Origin of the sequence: Plantibacter sp. MCCC 1A11337, assembly GCF_013349365.1 — a bacterium.
Lineage (GTDB): Bacteria > Actinomycetota > Actinomycetes > Actinomycetales > Microbacteriaceae > Plantibacter > Plantibacter flavus_A.
Genome location: NZ_JABJWX010000004.1, coordinates 303,757 through 323,203 on the forward strand (window position 1 = coordinate 303,757; position 19,447 = coordinate 323,203).

The window sequence follows — 19,447 nt, forward strand, 5'->3', positions numbered from 1 at the left end:
CCTGGTCCGGACGGCTTCGTCGTGTGCTGTGAGGGACTGACTACCCGGCGGTGACCGCGCAGTGCGTCGTGAGCGATCCGACGCCTTCGACGGACACGGTCACCGTCGCGCCGTCGGTCAGGAAGACCTGCGGGTCGCGCGAGTATCCCGCGCCGCCCGGGCTGCCCGTCGAGATGAGTGTTCCGGGCAGGAGGGTCGCGGAGCCCGACAAGTGTTCGATGAGCGTCGCGACGCTGCGGACCATGTGGCTGGTCGAGGAGTCCTGGAGCGTCACGCCGTCGAGGACGGTCGAGATGTGGAGGTCCTGCGGGTCGGGGATCTCGTCCGCGGTCACGACCACCGGGCCGGTCGGGGTGAACCCGTCGAAGGACTTGCAGCGCGACCACTGCGCCTCGGAGTATTGGATGTTGCGGGCCGTGATGTCGTTGACGACGGTGTACCCGAACACGTAGCCGAGCGCATCCGCCGCATCGACGTCGCGAGCGGCCCGGCCGATGACGACACCGAGCTCCGCCTCGTAGTCCACCTGCTCGCTGATCGCCGCGGGCCAGCTTGTGGTGCCCTCGTGCCCGGTGAGCGAGTTCGCCCACAGGCCGAAGATGGTGGGGGCGTTGTCGGTCTTGAGGTTGAGCTCCTGCGAGTGCGCCGAGTAGTTGAGCCCGACCGCGAGAATCGTCGGCGGACGGAGGACCGCGGACGCGTGGACGAGCCCGTCGAGGGGTTCTCCGCTGACACCGTGGGCGAGCGACGTCTCGACGAAGCTCCGTACACGGTCCAGCTCGGCCGGGCCGCGCTCGATGAGCTCCTGGAGGTCGCGCGGGGCGTCCTCGAGGATCTCGTCGAGGAACACCGCCCCGGTGTCGCTGATGACGGCGAGTCGGACCCGCGGCTCTGCGGGGGTACTCGGCTGGTGGTCTGTGGCGACGAAATGGGCGAACTTCACCCGTCTACGGTATCGCAGGCGCGTCGGGCGCGGGCGTTGTGGACATACCGGTCCGAGCTGCGGGTGCCCGGACACGACGCAACGGGATGCGAGGCGGATCCTCGGGCGACGGCCCCGGACAGACTCATCGCCCGGTGCTGCGGCACTGCCTGCGAGTCGCCCGGGCGATGAGTTGGTCTGTCCCTCCAGCATGCACCTGGGTGCCACGGCCCGCAACCCCCAAGTACCGGGTGTGACGCGACGACCACACCACCCGCCGTCGGCCCGGGGCGTCACGCGCTCAGCGAAATCCGCGTGAACCGATCGGGCGGAACTGCTTGGATGGAGTCATGACCGATTCAGCACGCACCAAGCCCGAGGTCGACGCCCCCACGGGCCCGGCCCCCACCGAACTCGTCGTCGAGGACATCTTCCTCGGCGAGGGCGACGAGGCGCAGGCCTCTTCGACCGTCGACGTCCACTACCTCGGCGTCGGCTACGACTCCGGCGAGGAGTTCGACTCCTCCTGGAGCCGCGGGCAGTCCATCAACTTCCCGTTGCGCAACCTCATCCAGGGCTGGCAGCACGGCATCCCCGGCATGAAGGTCGGCGGCCGTCGCAAGCTCACGGTCCCTCCGGAGCTCGCCTACGGCCCTGCCGGCAGCGGCCACCAGCTCTCGGGCCAGACGCTCGTCTTCGTGATCGACCTCCTGGGCGTCAAGTAACCATCCGCAGGTCACCCCTCGTCTCTCTCGACCGACGCGTCGTGGAGGCGAGGGGTGTCGCATGTCTCCCAGACCGAACGAGGACCACATGACCACCGCAACCCAGTACGTCGACCGCCTGACGGCGACCATTCCGGACTTCCCGACGCCCGGCATCCTGTTCCGCGACCTGACCCCGGTCTTCGCCGACGCCGACGCCTTCCGCGCGATCATCGACGAGCTGGCGTCGCGCTTCGAGGGTCGCTTCGACGCGGTCGCCGGTGTCGAGGCCCGCGGGTTCCTGCTCGCCGCGGCGGTCGCGTACGCGACCCACACGCGACTCGTCCCCATCCGCAAGGCGGGCAAGCTGCCGGGTGAGGTGCTCCGCGAGGACTACGGACTCGAGTACGGCGCCGCCGCCCTGGAACTGCGCACCGAGCAGCTGCCGGCCGGGACGCGCGTGCTCATCCTCGACGACGTGCTCGCGACGGGCGGCAGCTGCGGCGCTGCGGTCAACCTCATCGAGCGCGCCGGATACGAGGTGGCAGGGCTCGGGCTGGTGCTCGAGCTCGAGGGGCTGCCCGGCCGAGCCTCGCTCAGCGGTCGCGACGTCTTCTCGATCGCCACGGCTCCCGCCTAGACGCTACGGCGTCGGCGTCCGGGCGTCGTAGCGGCGGAAGGCCCCCTGGACGCGGACGAGGGTCCAGACGAGCACGACGACCAGGAGTCCGCCGGCGAGAGCCGGTACCCAGAGCGCGAAGGCCGAAGCCGCGAGACCGATGTAGAGGTCGCCGACGCGGGGTCCGCCGGTCACGACGACGGTGAAGACGCCCTGCAACCGGCCTCGGACGGCATCCGGCACGGCCGCCTGGAGGATCGTCATCCGGAAGATCGAGCTGATGTTGTCGGCCGCTCCGGCGACGGCGAGGGCGATCGCCGCGATCACGATGGCGGGCAGGTTCGCGTCGGCGGGATCGCGCGTCGCCGTTCCGGAGAACGTGACCCACGCGAGGACCGCGCCGAAGGAGGCGATGGCGAGCCCGTAGACGATGATGGCCCGCTCGATGGCGCGGCCCTGACGGTCGATCCGGCCGAGTCGTCCGGAGACGAGGCTCGACAGCAGGGTGCCGACCGCGCCGGCCGCGGTCAGGACCCCGACGGTGATCGCCCCGCCGCCGAGCAGCAGGGTGCCGACGGCAGGGTAGAGCACCCGGGGATTGCCGAACGTCATCGCGACGATGTCGACGATGAACGTCATCCGGACGTTGGGGGCCGTCCGGAGGAAGGTCCAGCCGTCGACCAGGCTCGCGAGGCCCGGAAGTCGACTGACGCCCCCTTCGGGCAGGATCTTCGGCAGCGACGCGATTCCGAGGAAGGCGGCGACGAACAGCACGACGTCGATCGTGTAGGTCCAGCGGAATCCGACGCCGGCCACGAGGACGCCTGCGAGTGCTGGTCCGACCGTCACCATGACCCCCGCGGCGATGCCGGACAACGCCGCGGCGGACGGTAGGAGGCGGGCCGGCAGCAGCCGGGGGAGGATCGCCTGCCGCGTCGTCCCGACGATGGTCGTCGACACGGCGTTGATCGTCGTGAGGAGGTACAGCGGCCAGACCACCTCGGAGCCGCTCCAGGCGAGCACCGCGATGATCGCCGTGGACACCCACGTGACCACGGCGGCCGTCAGGGCGACCGTGCGTCGGTCGAACGCGTCTGCGAGCATGCCGCCGTAGAGCCCGAAGCAGATCATCGGGATGAGGGCGATGACGCCCACGAGCGAGACGGCGAACGTCGACGCGGTGAGGTCGTAGATCTGGAGGCCGACGGCGACGATGGTCATCTGGCCGCCGATCCCGGTGATCGCCCCGCCGATCCACAGGCGGGCGAAGGCGGGACTCTCCCGGAGCGGACTCAGATCGACGAGGAGCCCGCGCCGGCCGGATCCGGGTGCAGCGCTCACCGGCGCATCGGGCGACGGGATGTGGCGCGCTCAGACATGCACCTCAGCCTACGCGCGTCGCGGCAGGGCTCCACGGCGAGGGTCATGCGCTGCGGCGAGGGGCAGGGGCTGCCCGGAGTCGGTTGTCAGCGCCCTCGGGCAGGATGGAGTCATGCGTCTCTGGTCGATCCATCCCCGGTACTTCGACGCCCAGGCGCTGACGTCGTCCTGGCGTGAAGGGCTGATCGCCCAACGGGTCCTGCAGGAGCCAGGATCAAGTCTCCGTGCACACCCGCAGCTCCAGCGCTTCCTCGAGGCCGACGAACCGTTGGAGGCGATCGCGGCCTATCTCAACGGTGTCGCCGACGAGGCGCAGGAGCGCGACATCGTCTTCGACCGCGCGCGGGTCGTCGCCTCCGGCGTCCTCCGGGACCCCCTCGTCGTGACCGACGGTCAGCTCGACTACGAATGGGGCAACCTGCGGCGGCACCTGCTCGGACGCAGCCCGGACGTCGCGTCCCGATGGGCGAAGGTCTGGCGACCGCAGCCGCACCCGGTGTTCGTCGTCGTCGGCGGTGGCGTCGCCTCGTGGGAACTCGCCTGAGGTCCCGACGGCCCGACGACCCGGCCGAGGTCGGTCAGGACCGAGCCGCTCGACGGTTGCCGCCTGACCCACTACCGTTGCCGCATGGGCAGACACGCTGATGTGGGAGCCGCGCCGCTCTCGGCGACCGGCACGGTGGTGCGGCTGCGGCCTGACCTCGAGGAGGCGATCGACGACGCCGGTCGATTGTCGTTCTTCCGCGGCCTGCCGAACAGCGCACAGCGGGAACTCGCGACGTGGGTGGAGCGATCCGACGACGCGCACCGGGATGCACGGATCGAAGCGGTCATCGAGTTGCTCGCCCAGCGGGCCGTGGAGCTCCGGACGGCCGCTCCGGCGCGAACCGCGGGTGGTCAGCGGCGCTGACGGACGCATGGTGCCGCGACCGGGCGTCGGCAGGGCTCAGAACCCGAAGTCGCCGCCGCCACCGAAGTCGCCGCCGCCTCCGAAGTCGCCGAATCCACCGTCACCCCAGCCACCGCCGTCGGCGGACGTGTCGGCTGCGGAGGCGTCGGTCGTCTCGCCGTCTCCTGCCCCGGCCTCGGCACCACCCTGATCGGCACCGGCATCGGCTGCTGCTTCGGTTCCGACGGTGTCCGGAATGAACGCCTGCGCGATGGCCGAACCGACCACGACCCCGGCGATGGTGCCGAGCATCGAGCTGGCCAGCATCCCTCCGAAGCCCATCCCGCCGCCCTGCGGACCGAGGTTCCGCTCGAGGGTCCCGGGCTGCCGCACTTCGGCCCTGGTGGCCGAACGCGCGAGGGCCTTGGGGGAGTCGTCGGCCGGTGCCTCACCGGTCGGAGCGCCCTCCGACAGCTGTCGGTACAGGGTGCCCCGCTGCTCGGGGGTGAGCTTCGTGAAGGCCTCTTCGTGGACCTGTTCGATGGTCTCCGGCGGCGCGGTCCGCAGGAGGTAGCGGTACCGTTCGACGGCGATCTCGTCCTCCGTCCGCGCACTGGTCGGGGCGGGGCTCCCACCACCCGTCGCCTGGACAGGTCCATCGGACTCAGGGCGTCCGAGCAGTCGATCGAGGAATCCCATGCTGTGCTCCTTCAGGGTCGCGGGCATCCAGCGTACGCGTCAGGTGTGGCATCCGGCTTGGATCGCCCTGGGAATCCACTGCGGTGGCCGAGGCGGAATATGTCGGGCCGTCCGAGCGCTGCACCCTGATGCGTCTGTCGCCGTTCGGCAGCGCGACGAAAGGTGACCATGCGACTCTCGATACTGGATCTCATCCCCGTCCGCACCGACCAGGACACCGCGGCTGCCCTCGCAGCGACGATCGCCCTGGCGAAGCGCGCCGACGAGCTGGGGTACCACCGGTATTGGGTGGCCGAACACCACAACATGCCGTCCGTCGCATCGACGAACCCCGCGGTCGTCATCGGCATCCTGGCCGCCGCCACGCAGCGGATCCGGGTCGGCTCCGGCGGCGTGATGCTCCCGAACCACGCTCCGCTCGTCGTCGCCGAGCAGTTCGCGCTCCTCGAGGCCTCCGCGCCCGGCCGCATCGATCTCGGCCTCGGCCGGGCACCGGGCAGCGACCCGGTCATCTCCGCCGTGCTCCGCCAGTCCGGCAACACGAGCGACGTCGACCGGTTCCCGAACAACGTGCAGGACATCGTCGCCCTCCTCGGCGTCGACGGCGCGAGCGTGCGGATGACCTCCGGCGAGGAGTACGCCCTGCGGGGGACGCCGAAGGCCGGCAGCGTGCCGGACGTGTGGTTGCTCGGATCGAGCGACTACTCGGCGGCGCTCGCCGCGGCACTCGGGTTGCCCTACGTCTTCGCGCACCACTTCTCCGGCCAGGGGACGGCTCGGGCCCTCGAGCTCTACCGGTCCAGTTTCCAGCCGTCCGCACATCTCGACGCGCCGCGCACCTTCCTGACCGCGAACGCCGTGGTCGCCGACACGGCCGCCGAGGCAGAAGCGTTGGCGCTCCCGAACCTGCAGCAGATGGCGCGACTGCGCTCCGGCAAGCCGCTCGGACCCATCGCGACCGTCGAAGAGGCTGCCGCCACCGAGCAGAGCGATCTCGAGCTCGGCTTCGTCGAGCAGATGCGCGCTGCCTGGATCATCGGCGACGCCGACCAGGCTGCGGCAGAGCTGCAGGGTCTCGCCGACCGCTTCGGTGTCGACGAGGTCATGGTGTCGCCCGTCGGGTCGGCACGGGAGGGCACGCCGTCGAACTCGGCGCCCGCACGTGAGCGGACGATCGAACTGCTGGCGGAGCGCTTCCCGCAGCGCTGACGCCGTCGGGGTCATGCGACCGGCGAGGAATCGTCAGTCGCGTGGCGGCTGGACGGCGCGCACCCGTTCGACGAGTTCCTGCCAGGGACCGGTGAGCTGCTGCTCGCCGAGGGTGGCCTCCTTGGGGGCGCATCGGATGCGGTAGACGTACCGATCCGGGACCGGTGGTCCTTGTGGGGTGTCGTCCCACGGGAGGCGGTCGAGCAGGACGATCCACCGGTCGACGTCGGGCTGCTCGTCGACGACGACCTCCCAGCGTCGGGTGAGACCGGCGACACCGCCGCTCCTCGTCACCGTGACCTTCATGCCGCGATGCTACTCCGCGAGCCCGGGCGCTGCCACGACGCTCAGGCGGACGGCTCGATACCGACGAGCGCCCACGCCTGCCCGACCGCGATGTGCTCTTCCGAATCCACACCGAACCTGGCGGAGGCCGCCGCGATCGTCGCCGCGGCGAAGGTCGCGAAGTCGGCGCGCTCCGACAGACCGCCGACGAGGGTGTCGTACCAGATGAGCCCCGCGCGCTCCCAGGCATTGCCGCCGAGGGCGACGGCGAGCGTCGCGAACGCCCGGTTGGGGATGCCGGAGTTGAGGTGGACGCCTCCGTTGTCGTCGGTCGTCTCGATGTAGTCGTCGAAGTGCGCCGGCTGCGGGTCTTTGCCGAGGACGTCGTCGTCGTAGGCCGTGCCCGGGGCGAGCATGGAACGCAGAGCGTTGCCCTCGACCTCGTCCGTGAAGAGGCCTTCGCCGATGAGCCAGGACGCCGATGCCGCGTCCTCGCCGCGCGCGTGTTGTTCGACGAGGGCGCCGAAGACATCGGACACGTGTTCGTTGAGCGCTCCGGGCTGCCCCTCGTAGACGAGGTTCGCCGTGTACTGCGTCACGCCGTGGGCCAGCTCGTGGCCGATGACGCTGAGGGAGCTCGTGAAGCTGCGGAAGACCTCCCCGTCGCCGTCGCCGAAGACCATCTGCTCGCCGTTCCAGAACGCGTTGTCGTAGTCGTCGCCGTAGTGCACCGTGGCGAGCAGGGGCAGCCCGCGGCCGTCGATGGAGTCGCGCGCGAAGGCCTCGGCGAAGAGGGCGTGGGTGTCGCCGAGGCCGTCGTAGGCGGCGGAGACCGCAGCGTCGGTGGTGGCGGGCTCGCCCTCCGAGCGGACGAGCGTGCCCGGGAGGGTCTCGGTCCCCTCGGCGTCGTGGATGCTGCGCTCCGGGGTGCCGACCGGACGCTTGCCGGCCGTGGCGCCGCGCACGGGATCGGCGGCCCGCTCCGACCCGGGCTCGGGGAAGCGGTATGGTCGCGTGGCGAGCAGCGAGTACCGCGCGGCACTGGCGGCGCGAGCGAGCTGCGGAGCGTCGAGTCCGGCGATGCGCTCGAGCAACCAGGGTGGGACGATGCCGCACACGTGTCGAGAGGCGGGTGTCGGCGTGCTGGGCGAAGGGTTCGGTGAGCCGTTCATGCGGTGATCCTGCCATAGCCCGCCGACACGGCGTCCGGCTCGCGCGGCGCGCTGTGGACAGGATGCCGAACGGGCCGGGAATAGCGCGGGTGTGAACGCCGTTGTCCTTGATATCCATGCAAATGCATGAAAGAACGAGTGGGAGCGCATGATGCAATTCGGAATCTTCACGGTGGGGGATGTCACCACCGACCCGACCACCGGGATCACGCCCACCGAGCACGAGCGCATCGAGGCGATGGTCGCGATCGCCGTGAAGGCGGAGGAGGTCGGTCTCGACGTCTTCGCGACCGGCGAGCACCACAACCCGCCCTTCGTCCCGTCGAGTCCCACGACCATGCTCGGCTACATCGCTGCGAAGACCACGGACCTCATCCTCTCGACGAGCACGACGCTCATCACCACGAACGACCCGGTGAAGATCGCCGAGGACTACGCCATGCTGCAGCACCTGGCCGGCGGCCGGGTCGACCTCATCATGGGCCGTGGCAACACGGGGCCCGTCTACCCCTGGTTCGGCAAGGACATCCGCGAGGGCATCAACCTCGCCATCGAGAACTACGCGTTGCTCCACCGCCTGTGGCGAGAGGACTACGTCGACTGGCAGGGCCAGTTCCGCACCCCCCTGCAGGGCTTCCAGTCCACACCGCGACCGCTCGACGGCGTTCCGCCCTTCGTGTGGCACGGCTCCATCCGGAGTCCCGAGATCGCCGAGCAGGCGGCCTACTACGGCGACGGCTTCTTCGCGAACAACATCTTCTGGCCGAAGGAGCACTACATGCGGCTCATCCAGCTGTACCGTCAGCGGTTCGAGCACTACGGACACGGCACGGCCGCGCAGGCGATCGTCGGACTCGGCGGTCAGGCGTTCATGGCGAAGAACTCGCAGGACGCCGTCGCCCAGTTCCGGCCGTACTTCGACAACGCCCCGGTCTACGGTCACGGGCCCACGCTCGAGGACTTCACCGAGCAGACGCCGCTCACCGTCGGCAGCCCGCAGCAGGTCATCGACCGGTACGCCGGGATGCGCGAACACTTCGGCGACTACCAGCGTCAGCTGTTCCTCATGGATCACGCCGGGCTCCCGCTCGCGACGGTGCTCGACCAGCTCGAGATCCTCGGCGGCGAGGTCGTGCCGGTGCTGCGCAAGGAGTTCGCGAAGGACCGTCCGGCCGACGTTCCGGAGGCGCCGACGCACGCGTCGATGGTCGCAGCCGCTGAGGCGGAACTCGCTTCGCGCTCCGGTGCGGTCGAGACGAGCCGGGTCGCATCCGGTTCGGCGTTCGGCGCGGCGGCGGTCGGGGGGACGCGATGACCGCGAAGCGCACGCTCGCCGTCGTGTCGGCCGGCCTCAGCCAGCCGTCGTCGACGCGCCTCCTCGCCGACCGCCTCCGCGACGCCACCGTGGCTCACCTCGAGCAGGACGGCTATGACGTCGAGACGACGTCGATCGAGCTGCGCGACCTGGCTCAGGACATCACGAACAACCTGCTGACCGGGTTCCCCAGTCCACGGTTGTCCGAGGCGATCGAAGCCATGACCGGCGCAGACGGCGTCATCGCCGTGACGCCGATCTTCTCCTCCAGCTACTCCGGCTTGTTCAAGTCGTTCTTCGACGTGGTGGAGCCGACCGCTCTGACCGGGGTGCCCATCGTCCTCGGTGCGACGGGTGGGTCGGCCAGACACTCGCTCGCCCTCGAATACGCCGTGCGTCCCCTGTTCGCCTACCTGCGGGCGGTGACCGTGCCGACCGCCGTGTTCGCGGCCTCCGAGGACTGGGGGACGGGCGACGCGCAGCTCGGCGCCCTGCCGGCGCGGATCGACCGTGCGGCCGGTGAGTTGAGCGCACTCGTGGCGGCCTCGGACCGTTCCGGGCGCCTGAACGACCCGTTCGCGCTCGACCGCCCGTTCTCCGAGCTGCTCGGTGGTCGCGGGGCCTGATCGGACGACTCCGCCCGACCGCCCCGATGCGGGCGGGGACCGCCGGGTGCGGTCCCCGCCTCCGTCGTTCCCAGGCTCGGCACCCCGGACTTTGGGATACTGGAGGCGTGCGTCGCCGTCCGGCGTCGCCGGAGGGAGTGGTGGCCAGGTGATCCCCGGAGTGCGTCGACTCGGTCCGCTGCTGCAGCGTGCCGCTCGTGCCGCGGCGCTCGCCGTGGTGGCGGTGTCGCTCGGCGCCGGATCCGTCGTCCTGCCGCTCGCCGCATCCGCTCCCGCGTCGGCCGCCGGCACCGGCACGATCGAGAGCCCGACCGATGGCGACACCGTCTACCGCGTCGACTACACCCTGGACGGCGAGCAGGTGAGCGGATTCGACGTCACCGGCACCGCCGACGCGGGTGCCGACGTCGTGCTGTCCTACTGGCGCTCGATCGACCTCTACGACTCGGCGAAGGCCTGCTTCAGCAGCTCGACGGCAGACGACGCCTCGTGCGACCTGCAGTCCACCGGCGGGACGGGGGCGACCGAGTTCCGCTTCGACGGGCAGCCGATCGAGATCGGCAGCGACGGCGGATGGTCCACCAGGATCAACATGACCCAGTGGCTTCGCGGAGCGGACGCGGGGGAGTACGACATCACCCTCGCCCTCGTGTCGACGAACGCCGACGGCGGGGCCACGCTCGGCGACCCGGTCCGGCTCGTCTACGATTCCACGACGACGGCCGAGGCGGCGGAGGCCGCGGCCGAGCCTGCGCCGAGCGCCGGTGCCGGACCTCCGCTCTGGGTCTGGCTACTCCTCGCCTTCCTGGTTCTGGACCTCATCGCGCTCGCCCTCATCCTCGTACTGCGTCGTCGGCGCCGGGTCGCAGCCACCGAGGCGGAGGAGCGGGCGAACGCGAAGCGGCGCTCGACGCACCGCGAACCTCCTTCGCTCTGAACCTGCTAGAATCACAAGGTTGCCGTCGAACGGCCGCGGATCAAGAGAGCCCACGCATCAGGCGACGGGCACCGCGCAACGAACAGAGAGGGGATCACCACTATGGCGCTTGAAGGAGACCGTAAGAAGGCGATCATCGAAGAGTACGCAACCCACCCAGGTGACACCGGATCCCCCGAGGTCCAGGTGGCGGTCATGACCCGCCGCATCAAGGACCTCACCGAGCACCTCAAGGAGCACAAGCACGACCACCACTCGCGTCGTGGCCTGCTGCTCCTGGTCGGACAGCGTCGCCGCCTCCTCGGCTACCTCCAGGCCGTCGACATCGAGCGCTACCGCTCGCTGATCGAGCGCCTCGGACTCCGCCGCTAGGCAAGCAGCTCTGAACCCTCCGGCGACTCACCGGACCCACGGTCCCTGAGCCTGTCGAAGGGCGCTGACACCGCGAGCTTCTTCGTGACGGGCCGTCATCCACTCGGATGACGGCCCGTTCGTGTTCCACGGGGAACCCCACAGCTGCAGAAAAACTCGTCCGTGACTCGACCATGGGCCACGCATCTGGCAAGGTCGAGAGTCGGCTTCGCGCGAGGCCACGAGGTACCGCACCACGGCAAGGAGCACCATGAGCATCTGGCGGACGAAGAGCATCGAGGACTCCCTCGCGGATTCCAGCGTCGAAGGGCGCAGCCTGAAGCGCACGCTCGGCACCTGGGACCTCATGATCATGGGTGTCGCGGTCGCGGTCGGCGCGGGCATCTTCTCCGTCGGAGCCAAGGCCGCGGGCAACTACGCGGGCCCGTCTGTGTCGCTCGCGTTCATCCTCGCGGCCGTCACCTGTGCCCTCGCCATCATGTGCTACGCGGAGTTCGCCTCCACGGTGCCCGTCGCCGGCTCCGCCTACACCTTCACCTACGCCACCCTCGGTGAGCTCCTCGCGTGGATCATCGGATGGGACCTCATCCTGGAGATGCTCACGGCGGCCGCCGTCATCGCCAAGTACTGGGGCATCTACCTCAGCAACGTCTTCCTGCTCTGGGGCTGGGACGTGCCGAGCGAGCTCGACGTCTTCGGGCTCAAGGTCAGCTGGGGCGCGTTCGTCATCGTCGCGATCTTCACCACCCTGCTCGTCCTCGGTACGAAGCTGTCCTCGCGTGTCGCGAGCGTCTTCACGATCATCAAGGTCGCGATCGTCATCTTCGTCATCGTCGTCGGCGCCTTCTTCGTCAAGGCGGCGAACTACACGCCGTTCATCCCCGACGAGGTCCCGACGAAGGGCGGGGCGTCCGATGCCTGGTCGCAGTCGCTGTTCTCCTTCATGACGGGGGCCGCGCCCGCGCAGTACGGCGTCTTCGGTCTGCTCGCCGGTGCCTCACTCGTCTTCTTCGCCTTCATCGGGTTCGACGTCGTCGCCACGAGCGCGGAGGAGGTCGAGAACCCGCAGCGTAACCTGCCGCGCGGCATCTTCGGTGGCCTCGCCATCGTGACCGTCCTCTACGTCGGCGTGAGCCTCGTCCTCACCGGCATGGTGCCGTACACGACGCTCGCCGAGGCTGAGGACCCCTCGCTCGCGACGGCGTTCATCGCGGTCGGCGCGGACTGGGCCGCGCAGGTGATCTCGATCGGCATCCTCGCCGGCCTGACGACCGTCATCATGGTGCTCCTGCTCGGCCTCGCCCGCGTGGTCTTCGCCATGAGCCGCGACGGCCTGCTCCCGCGCTCACTCAGTGTCACCTCCGAGAAGCGCAAGACACCTGTGCGGGTGCAGCTCATCGTCGGCGCGCTCGTCGCGCTGATCGCCGGCCTGACCGACGTGGGCATCCTCGAGGAGATGATCAACATCGGCACGCTCTCCGCGTTCGTGCTCGTCAGCATCGCCGTGATCGTGCTGCGGAAGAAGTACCCGAAGCTGCCGCGCGCGTTCCGCGTCCCGTGGTCGCCGTTCCTCCCGATCCTCTCAGCGGTGCTCTGCGTCTGGCTCATGCTCAACCTGACGACCCTCACCTGGGTGCGGTTTTTCGTCTGGCTGGCGCTCGGCTTCATCATCTACTTCGCCTACAGCCGCCGGCACTCCATCGTCGGCAAGAAGGCGCGGGGCGAGCTCGTCGAGTGAGGCCCGTGTCCGTCGCCGTCGTGCGGCCAGGGCGGCGCTGATCCGGTCGACGGCCACGCCCAGGCCGACCGCGATGACGATCGACACGGCGGTCGCGAGTACCGGCTGATCCGGGAGGAAGCGGCCGACGACGGCTCCGACGCCCACGTTCCACAGTGCCCAGGCGAGCCCTGCGAGGACCGTGATCGGAAGGTACCGACGGGGGCGGAGACCACTCGCCCCGGCGACGAGGTTGACCGCGATGCGCGCGAACGGGATGTAGCGCGCGGTGAGGATGGCTGCCGCGGCGCGGCGCTCGAGGGCGACGCCCGCACGTCCGATCGCGCCCGCGACCCGCGGGCGCCGCATCCAGGCGAACCGCGTCGTCCCGATCCGCCGACCGAGGAGGTAGCAGGACACGTCGCCGGTCACGGCGCCCGCCCAGGCCACGCCGATGAGGAGGGCGAGGTCCGGCGAGCCGCTCGACGCCGAGATCGCTCCGAGCGCCGTCACCGCGGTCTCGCTCGGTAGGACGACCAGGAAGGCGTCGGCGACCGTCAGCAGGTACAGCGCAGGGAACACCCAGCCCGACGCGGCGATCTCGAGCAACCACGCCGTGATCGCCGTCTGCAGCTCATCGACCCATGCCATGCGCGTGATTCTCGCTCGGCCGGGTGAACGGCGCGTGACGTCCGCTGCGGCCAGGGTGGTCCTCGCCCGGGAAGCGTGTGAGCATGGAGGTCGGCGGAAGCCGGCGGAGGAGGCATCATGGCGAGGTTCGTGCGGTTCGACCGGTTCGGTGGCCCCGAGGTGTTCCACCTCGTCGAGGGCGACATCCCGGTGCCCGGCCACGACGAGGTCCGAGTCCGTGTCCTCGTCGCAGGGCTCAACCCCGTCGACCACAAGCTCGCGTCATCACCCGAAGCGCTCGCCTCCTTTGGACGGGACGTGCCGAGCGGGAACGGCAACGACTTCGCCGGGGTGGTGGACGGCGTGGGGAGCGGTGTCCAGGGATTCACGACGGGCGACCACGTGTACGGCGGACACCGGTTCCACGCGCAGGCGGACTTCCTCATCGCTCCGGCCGGCATCCTCCACCACGTGCCGCACGGGCTCACCATCGAGCAGGCCGGCGCCCTCGACATCGCGGGACGCGCGGCGATCGCATCGGTGGCCGCCGTCGGCGTCCAGCAGTCGGACACGGTGCTCGTGAGTGCTGCGGCCGGCGGGGTCGGCGTGCTCGCGGCGCAGCTCGCCAGGCGGACCGGCGCGGTCGTGCTCGGCACCGCCGGTGCGGCCAATCAGGAGTTCCTCCGCGGTCTCGGCGTCATCCCCGTCCAGTACGGCGACGGCCTGCGCGAGCGTGTCCTCGAGGCGGCCCCCGGCGGGATCACCGCCGTCATCGACACGCACGGCCGGCCGACCCTCGAGCTGGCGCGCGATCTCGGCGTCGCGCCGGAGCGGGTCAACACGATCGCGGACCGACCCTTCGCCGCCGAGCACGGGTTCCGCGGCGTCGGCGGACAGGACGCGACGCTTGACGAGCTGGCAGCGCTCGGCGAGTCGATCGCGCGGGGTGAGATCGTCCTCCCGATCGACAGCGTGTGGCCCATCGAGCGGGTCGTCGACGCCTACCGCCACCTCATCGACGGTCACGTCCGCGGGAAGGTCGTCCTCGTCACCTCGTGACGTCGCGGCGGGATCCGGTCGGGTCGCTCCGAGGGGGCTCCGGGTCGAAGGCCCGCTTGCGACTGAAGATGAACGCCGCGCGGGGTTCGATGAGCGGTCTCGTGATGCGGCGCACGGGTCCGCTGGAGAGCACGATGACGATCAGGACCGACAGCACCAGCAGGCCGACGAGCACGAGGTCCGGGTTGCCCGTGTCGGTGAGGACGCCCGATTCTCGCAGGGGATAGAGCACGAAGGAGTGCAGCAGGTAGACGTACATCGTCGACTGTCCGTACCGGGTGATCCACGACTGGCCGCGGGGGACGAGCACGAAGAACGCCGCGGTGAGGACGACGGCCAGCAGGATGGCCGCGAGTCGCACCAGGCCGCCCGTCCCGTCCTCGTTCCCGAGCGCGGTGTACCCCCGGTCGTAGAAGAACCAGTAGCGCAGGTCGATGCGGCGCCACAGGTCGATCCCGAGGACGAGGACGACCGCCCACGCGATGAGGACGACGGCGGCGGCGATCCGGATCCACCAGGCCCTCGTACGGACGAGACGCCAGCGGTCCACGAGCCGCCACCGGTTGATCTGCCACCCGAGTACGAAGAACGGCAGGATCCCGAGCGCGCGCGAGAGCGAGAACGTGCTGTCGACGTTGTCGAGGTAGCCGACGCCGATCGAGATCACCACGCTCCAGAGCAATGGCCAGCGCAGGAGGGCGAGATAGGGCAGGACGAGGCGGAAGATGCCGAGCGCGAGGAGGAACCAGAGGGTCCACGACGGTTGGGTCGGGTTGAACGCGCGTTTGCCCTCGACGAGGAACTGCACGAGGGACCAGATCCCCTCCATGATCAGGTAGGGCACGAGGATGTCCGTGATCACCCGACGCATCTGTCGTCGTCCGGGAGGGGCCGACTTCGAGAAGTACCCGCTGATGATCGCGAACGCCGGCATGTGGAAGGCGTAGAGGAACAGGTACACGACGAGCGCGGGGTCGGACTCGGAGGTCAGACGCTGGATCGCGTGGCCCATGACCACGAGCGTGATGCACGCGAAACGGGCGTTGTCCCAGAACGGGACGCGCTGCTTCGGGCGAGCGGCTGCCGGCGCGGGATGCGTCAACGTCACCTCCTGGGGTCCGCACCAGCGTAGCCCGGGGCGGCCCGCGCGACGACGGGGCCCGGGCACCCGGCTCAGGATGGCGTAGCGTTGGATGGTTGCACGAGAGCGGAGGACCGGATGGCTGAACGCGGTCTGAAGACCTCGCTGATCAGCTTCGCGCCATCGCCCAAGCGCTGGCCGGCCGCCCTCACTGCCGCGATAGCGATGGCCGTGCCGGTCGCGGTCGCGACGTTCTTCGGACTCACGCCGCTCGGCCTGCTCACCGGCCTCGGGGCGTTCACCGCGCTCTACTGCGCGCCGCTCAGCCGCCGGGACCGTCTGCGGGTGCTGCCGCTCATCGGAGCAGGACTCGTCACGGCCGCGGCGCTGGGTGTCGCGATGTCGGGTTCTCGGCCGCTGACCGCGGTCGGTCTCATCGTCGTCGGGTCGGTGGTGATCTGGCTGGTGCAGGGCATCGTCCTCGGCCCTCCGGGCGCGCTGTTCTTCATCCTCGTGTTCGGCATCGCCGGCCACCTGACCGCGCCCGTCCCGATCGGCGGCGCCGGGCTCGACGGCGGGCTGGTCATCCTGCTCGTGGCGGCCGGTTCGGCCTTCGCCTTCCTGGTGGTCGTCGCGCCGTTGCTCGTGCCGGCGGTCCGCCGCGGCGCGGGGAAGCCGACGCCGATGCGCGTGCTGTTCCCCGAGTACCGGCTGAGCGCGACCGACCGCCGGATCGCGACACGCCTCACCGTCGCGCTCGCGATCAGCGCGGTCCTCGGAGCGGTCCTCGGCCTCGGTCACGGGTACTGGATCGCCGGGTCCGCCGTCGCGATCCTCAGCGTCGGGCACTCGCGCACCCTGAGCGCGACACGCGGCGTGCACCGCGTGCTCGGGACGGTCGTCGGCGCCGGGATCTTCCTCACCGTGGCCTCGCTCCAGCCGCACGGCTACGTCCTCGCCCTCGTGCTGGCCGCCCTGCAGTTCACGATCGAGCTCGTCGTCATCCGGCACTACGCGTTGGCGCTCGTCTTCATCACGCCGCTCGTGCTCATCATCAGCACGTCCTCGTCGAAGCAGCCGGTGCTCGCGATCGTGGGGGAGCGGGTGCTCGACACCCTCCTCGGAGCGGCCGTCGCGATGCTCCTCCTGCTCGTGTCCTGGGGACGCGATCGCCGCCGCGCGGCGTCTCCGGCCGCTCCCGGCACCCCGCCCATCACCTGAGGATCCGTGTCGTTCCGGGGATCGCCGAACCCCCCTCTGCTAGGCTGGCCGACGGCGGACCGTGATGGTCCGCTCCGCGCACAGCCAGCCGACAGGAAGCTGGTCCTCGGTGGTGTATCCCTCGCGATCCGCGGGTGGTGTTCTACTGGTGGCCAGCCAAGTCCCGGAAGACCGGGCGGCTTGAGCAAGTACTGCGGCTGTGTTGCGCGCTGCATCATGCACGACCGCGCTCGACGGCGCGTCCATTCGGGACGCGCGGCCCGTCACTCGACGGGAGCGCACACGTACGAAGGAGAGACCTGTGGAAGGTCCAGAAATCAAGTTCGCCGAGGCCGTTCTCGACAACGGCAAGTTCGGCAAGCGCACGGTCCGGTTCGAAGCCGGCCGCCTCGCGCAGCAGGCCCAGGGCGCGATCGCCGCGTACCTCGACGAGGAGACCATGCTCCTCTCGGCCACCTCGGCCGGAAAGCACCCCAAGGACAACTTCGACTTCTTCCCCCTCACGGTGGACGTCGAGGAGCGCTCCTACGCCGCCGGCAAGATCCCCGGTTCGTTCTTCCGTCGTGAGGGCCGCCCCTCGACCGAGGCGATCCTCGTCTGCCGCCTCATCGACCGGCCGCTGCGCCCGTCGTTCGTCACCGGCCTCCGCAACGAGGTCCAGATCGTCATCACCGTCCTCTCGATCGCTCCGGGTGAGTTCTACGACGCCCTCGCGATCAACGCGGCGTCGATGTCCACCCAGATCTCGGGTCTGCCGTTCTCCGGTCCGATCGGCGCCGTCCGTCTCGCGCTGATCCCCGGGCAGGCCGGCGAGGCCGACCAGTGGGTCGCCTTCCCGAAGGTCGACCAGCTCGAGGAGGCCGTCTTCGACATCATCGTCGCCGGTCGCATCGTGACCGACGCCAACGGCAACGAAGACGTCGCGATCATGATGGTCGAGGCCGAGGCCACCGAGAACAGCTGGAACCTCATCAAGGGCGGCGCCACGAAGCCCGACGAGGCGGTCGTCGCGGCCGGTCTCGAGGCCTCCAAGCCGTTCCTCAAGCAGCTCGTCAAGGCGCAGAGCGAACTCGCCGCTCAGGCGGCCAAGGAGATCGCGGCCTACCCCGTGTTCCTCCCGTACACGCAGGAGACCTACGACACCGTCGCCGGTCTCGCGCACGACGAACTGGTGAACGTCTACCAGATCGCCGACAAGATCGAGCGCCAGAACGCCGACGACGCCCTCAAGGACCGCGTCAAGGCGGAGATCACCGAGCGCGTCGAGGCCGGTTCGCTCGACGCCGAGGTGCTCACGCAGTTCTCGGCGGCGTACAAGTCCGTCTCGAAGGTCGTCATGCGCGGCCGTGTCCTCCGCGAGGGCATCCGCATCGACGGCCGTGGCCTGACCGACATCCGTCCGCTCGACGCGGAGGTGCAGGTCATCCCGCGCGTCCACGGTTCCGCGATCTTCCAGCGCGGCGAGACCCAGATCCTGGGTGTCACCACGCTGAACATGCTCAAGATGGAGCAGCAGATCGACTCGCTGTCGCCCGTCACGAAGAAGCGCTACCTGCACCACTACAACTTCCCGCCCTACTCGACCGGTGAGACCGGCCGGGTCGGTTCGCCGAAGCGTCGCGAGATCGGGCACGGCTTCCTCGCCGAGCGCGCCCTCGTGCCGGTGCTGCCGAGCCGCGAGGAGTTCCCCTACGCGATCCGTCAGGTCTCCGAGGCCCTCGGGTCCAACGGTTCGACCTCGATGGGTTCCGTCTGCGCCTCGACCCTGTCGCTGCTGAACGCCGGTGTGCCGCTCCGCGCACCCGTCGCCGGTATCGCCATGGGCCTCATCTCCGACGTCGTCGACGGTGAGACCCGCTACGCGGCGCTCACCGACATCCTCGGCGCCGAAGACGCCCTGGGCGACATGGACTTCAAGGTCGCCGGTACCTCCGAGTTCGTCACGGCCATCCAGCTCGACACGAAGCTCGACGGCATCCCGACCTCGGTCCTGACCGGTGCGCTCCAGCAGGCCAAGGACGCCCGCACGACGATCCTCTCCGTGCTGAACGCGGCGATCGACGCTCCCGACGAGATGGCGCCGACCGCACCTCGCGTCATCAGCGTCCAGATCCCCGTCGACAAGATCGGCGAGCTGATCGGCCCGAAGGGCAAGACGATCAACTCGATCCAGGACGAGACCGGCGCCGACATCTCCATCGAGGAGGACGGCACCGTCTACATCGGCGCCGTCGACGGCCCGTCGGCCGAGGCCGCTCGTGCCCAGGTCAACGCGATCGCGAACCCCACCAACCCGGAGGTCGGCGAGCAGTTCCTCGGAACCGTCGTCAAGATCGCCGCGTTCGGTGCGTTCGTCTCGCTGCTCCCGGGCAAGGACGGCCTGCTGCACATCTCCGAGGTCCGCAAGCTCGCCGGTGGCAAGCGTGTGGAGAACGTCGAAGACGTGCTCGGCGTCGGCCAGAAGATCCTCGTCGAGATCACGAAGATCGACGACCGCGGCAAGCTCTCGCTCGCTCCGGTCGTCGCCGATGAGGCAGACACGCACGGCAGCGACGCTGCCAGCGAGGGCCCTGAGGCCCCGGCCGAAGGCTAGATCTCGGTCGAACGGTC

At 69.9% G+C, this 19,447-nt stretch carries 19 protein-coding genes and 1 pseudogene; 13 read left to right on the forward strand and 7 right to left on the reverse strand.

Annotated elements, in window-relative coordinates; translation table 11 throughout:
- Positions 1-40 precede the first annotated feature (40 nt).
- Entirely contained in the window at positions 41-943 is a 903-nt protein-coding gene (locus tag HOW07_RS16065; protein ID WP_371743699.1) for a fumarylacetoacetate hydrolase family protein, read from the reverse strand.
- Positions 944-1,272: 329 nt separating this feature from the next.
- Between HOW07_RS16065 and HOW07_RS16070 the strand changes: the two genes are divergently transcribed.
- Both HOW07_RS16070 and HOW07_RS16075 read left to right on the forward strand, forming a co-directional pair.
- Positions 1,273-1,647, forward strand: coding sequence for an FKBP-type peptidyl-prolyl cis-trans isomerase (locus HOW07_RS16070; protein WP_121291767.1), 375 nt, complete (start codon positions 1,273-1,275; stop codon positions 1,645-1,647).
- 88 nt (positions 1,648-1,735) lie between these two features.
- Positions 1,736-2,266, forward strand: a complete 531-nt coding sequence (locus tag HOW07_RS16075; RefSeq protein WP_086473902.1) for an adenine phosphoribosyltransferase — start codon at positions 1,736-1,738, stop codon at positions 2,264-2,266.
- Between the two features lie 3 nt (positions 2,267-2,269).
- On the opposite strand, the gene HOW07_RS16080 is transcribed toward HOW07_RS16075, so the two are convergent.
- A complete protein-coding gene (locus tag HOW07_RS16080; RefSeq protein WP_175117815.1) occupies positions 2,270-3,586 on the reverse strand; it encodes an MFS transporter in 1,317 nt (438 codons plus the stop codon).
- 151 nt (positions 3,587-3,737) lie between these two features.
- Here HOW07_RS16080 and HOW07_RS16085 point away from each other — a divergent pair, with 151 nt between their 5' ends.
- Together HOW07_RS16085 and HOW07_RS16090 are read left to right on the forward strand one after the other, a co-directional pair.
- Complete coding sequence (locus tag HOW07_RS16085) at positions 3,738-4,169, forward strand: pyrimidine dimer DNA glycosylase/endonuclease V (protein ID WP_064294478.1); 432 nt, start codon at positions 3,738-3,740, stop codon at positions 4,167-4,169.
- Between the two features lie 84 nt (positions 4,170-4,253).
- A complete protein-coding gene (locus HOW07_RS16090) occupies positions 4,254-4,535 on the forward strand; it encodes a YdeI/OmpD-associated family protein (RefSeq protein WP_137243255.1) in 282 nt (93 codons plus the stop codon).
- Positions 4,536-4,571: 36 nt separating this feature from the next.
- Here the strand turns inward: HOW07_RS16090 and HOW07_RS16095 are convergent, their stop codons facing one another.
- Positions 4,572-5,213 carry a hypothetical protein gene (locus tag HOW07_RS16095; RefSeq protein ID WP_175117816.1) on the reverse strand — a complete coding sequence of 214 codons (642 nt, stop codon included), beginning with the start codon at positions 5,211-5,213 and terminating at the stop codon, positions 4,572-4,574.
- 168 nt (positions 5,214-5,381) lie between these two features.
- Here HOW07_RS16095 and HOW07_RS16100 point away from each other — a divergent pair, with 168 nt between their 5' ends.
- Positions 5,382-6,422: an LLM class flavin-dependent oxidoreductase gene (locus HOW07_RS16100; RefSeq protein WP_079002707.1), complete on the forward strand. Its 1,041-nt coding sequence runs from the start codon at positions 5,382-5,384 to the stop codon at positions 6,420-6,422.
- A 33-nt stretch (positions 6,423-6,455) separates the two neighbouring features.
- On the opposite strand, the gene HOW07_RS16105 is transcribed toward HOW07_RS16100, so the two are convergent.
- Positions 6,456-6,728, reverse strand: a complete 273-nt coding sequence (locus HOW07_RS16105; protein WP_064294474.1) for a protealysin inhibitor emfourin — start codon at positions 6,726-6,728, stop codon at positions 6,456-6,458.
- Between the two features lie 41 nt (positions 6,729-6,769).
- Entirely contained in the window at positions 6,770-7,879 is a 1,110-nt protein-coding gene (locus HOW07_RS16110; RefSeq protein ID WP_175117817.1) for a M4 family metallopeptidase, read from the reverse strand.
- Between the two features lie 151 nt (positions 7,880-8,030).
- Between HOW07_RS16110 and HOW07_RS16115 the strand changes: the two genes are divergently transcribed.
- From HOW07_RS16115 to HOW07_RS16135, 5 genes are all read left to right on the forward strand, one after another.
- Complete coding sequence (locus tag HOW07_RS16115) at positions 8,031-9,194, forward strand: LLM class flavin-dependent oxidoreductase (RefSeq protein ID WP_175117874.1); 1,164 nt, start codon at positions 8,031-8,033, stop codon at positions 9,192-9,194.
- Entirely contained in the window at positions 9,191-9,820 is a 630-nt protein-coding gene (locus HOW07_RS16120) for an FMN reductase (RefSeq protein ID WP_079002705.1), read from the forward strand. Before HOW07_RS16115 ends, HOW07_RS16120 begins: the two co-directional genes overlap by 4 nt.
- 148 nt (positions 9,821-9,968) lie before the next feature.
- Positions 9,969-10,757 carry a hypothetical protein gene (locus tag HOW07_RS16125; RefSeq protein ID WP_139205493.1) on the forward strand — a complete coding sequence of 263 codons (789 nt, stop codon included), beginning with the start codon at positions 9,969-9,971 and terminating at the stop codon, positions 10,755-10,757.
- A 102-nt stretch (positions 10,758-10,859) separates the two neighbouring features.
- Entirely contained in the window at positions 10,860-11,129 is a 270-nt protein-coding gene (gene rpsO / locus HOW07_RS16130) for a 30S ribosomal protein S15 (RefSeq protein WP_056012204.1), read from the forward strand.
- Positions 11,130-11,379: 250 nt separating this feature from the next.
- On the forward strand, positions 11,380-12,867 hold the full coding sequence (locus HOW07_RS16135) for an amino acid permease (protein WP_175117818.1): 1,488 nt from the start codon (positions 11,380-11,382) through the stop codon (positions 12,865-12,867).
- 144 nt (positions 12,868-13,011) lie between these two features.
- Here the strand turns inward: HOW07_RS16135 and HOW07_RS16140 are convergent.
- A pseudogene (locus tag HOW07_RS16140) lies at positions 13,012-13,497 on the reverse strand (DedA family protein); the annotation flags it as partial.
- A 117-nt stretch (positions 13,498-13,614) separates the two neighbouring features.
- Here HOW07_RS16140 and HOW07_RS16145 point away from each other — a divergent pair.
- A complete protein-coding gene (locus HOW07_RS16145; protein WP_175117819.1) occupies positions 13,615-14,535 on the forward strand; it encodes an NADP-dependent oxidoreductase in 921 nt (306 codons plus the stop codon).
- On the opposite strand, the gene HOW07_RS16150 is transcribed toward HOW07_RS16145, so the two are convergent.
- A complete protein-coding gene (locus tag HOW07_RS16150) occupies positions 14,525-15,637 on the reverse strand; it encodes an acyltransferase family protein (RefSeq protein WP_071262385.1) in 1,113 nt (370 codons plus the stop codon). The genes HOW07_RS16145 and HOW07_RS16150 overlap by 11 nt on opposite strands.
- A 117-nt stretch (positions 15,638-15,754) precedes the next feature.
- Here HOW07_RS16150 and HOW07_RS16155 point away from each other — a divergent pair, with 117 nt between their 5' ends.
- Entirely contained in the window at positions 15,755-16,837 is a 1,083-nt protein-coding gene (locus HOW07_RS16155) for an FUSC family protein (protein WP_079002701.1), read from the forward strand.
- Positions 16,838-17,138: 301 nt separating this feature from the next.
- Entirely contained in the window at positions 17,139-19,430 is a 2,292-nt protein-coding gene (locus HOW07_RS16160) for a polyribonucleotide nucleotidyltransferase (RefSeq protein ID WP_079002700.1), read from the forward strand.
- Positions 19,431-19,447: the final 17 nt, after the last annotated feature.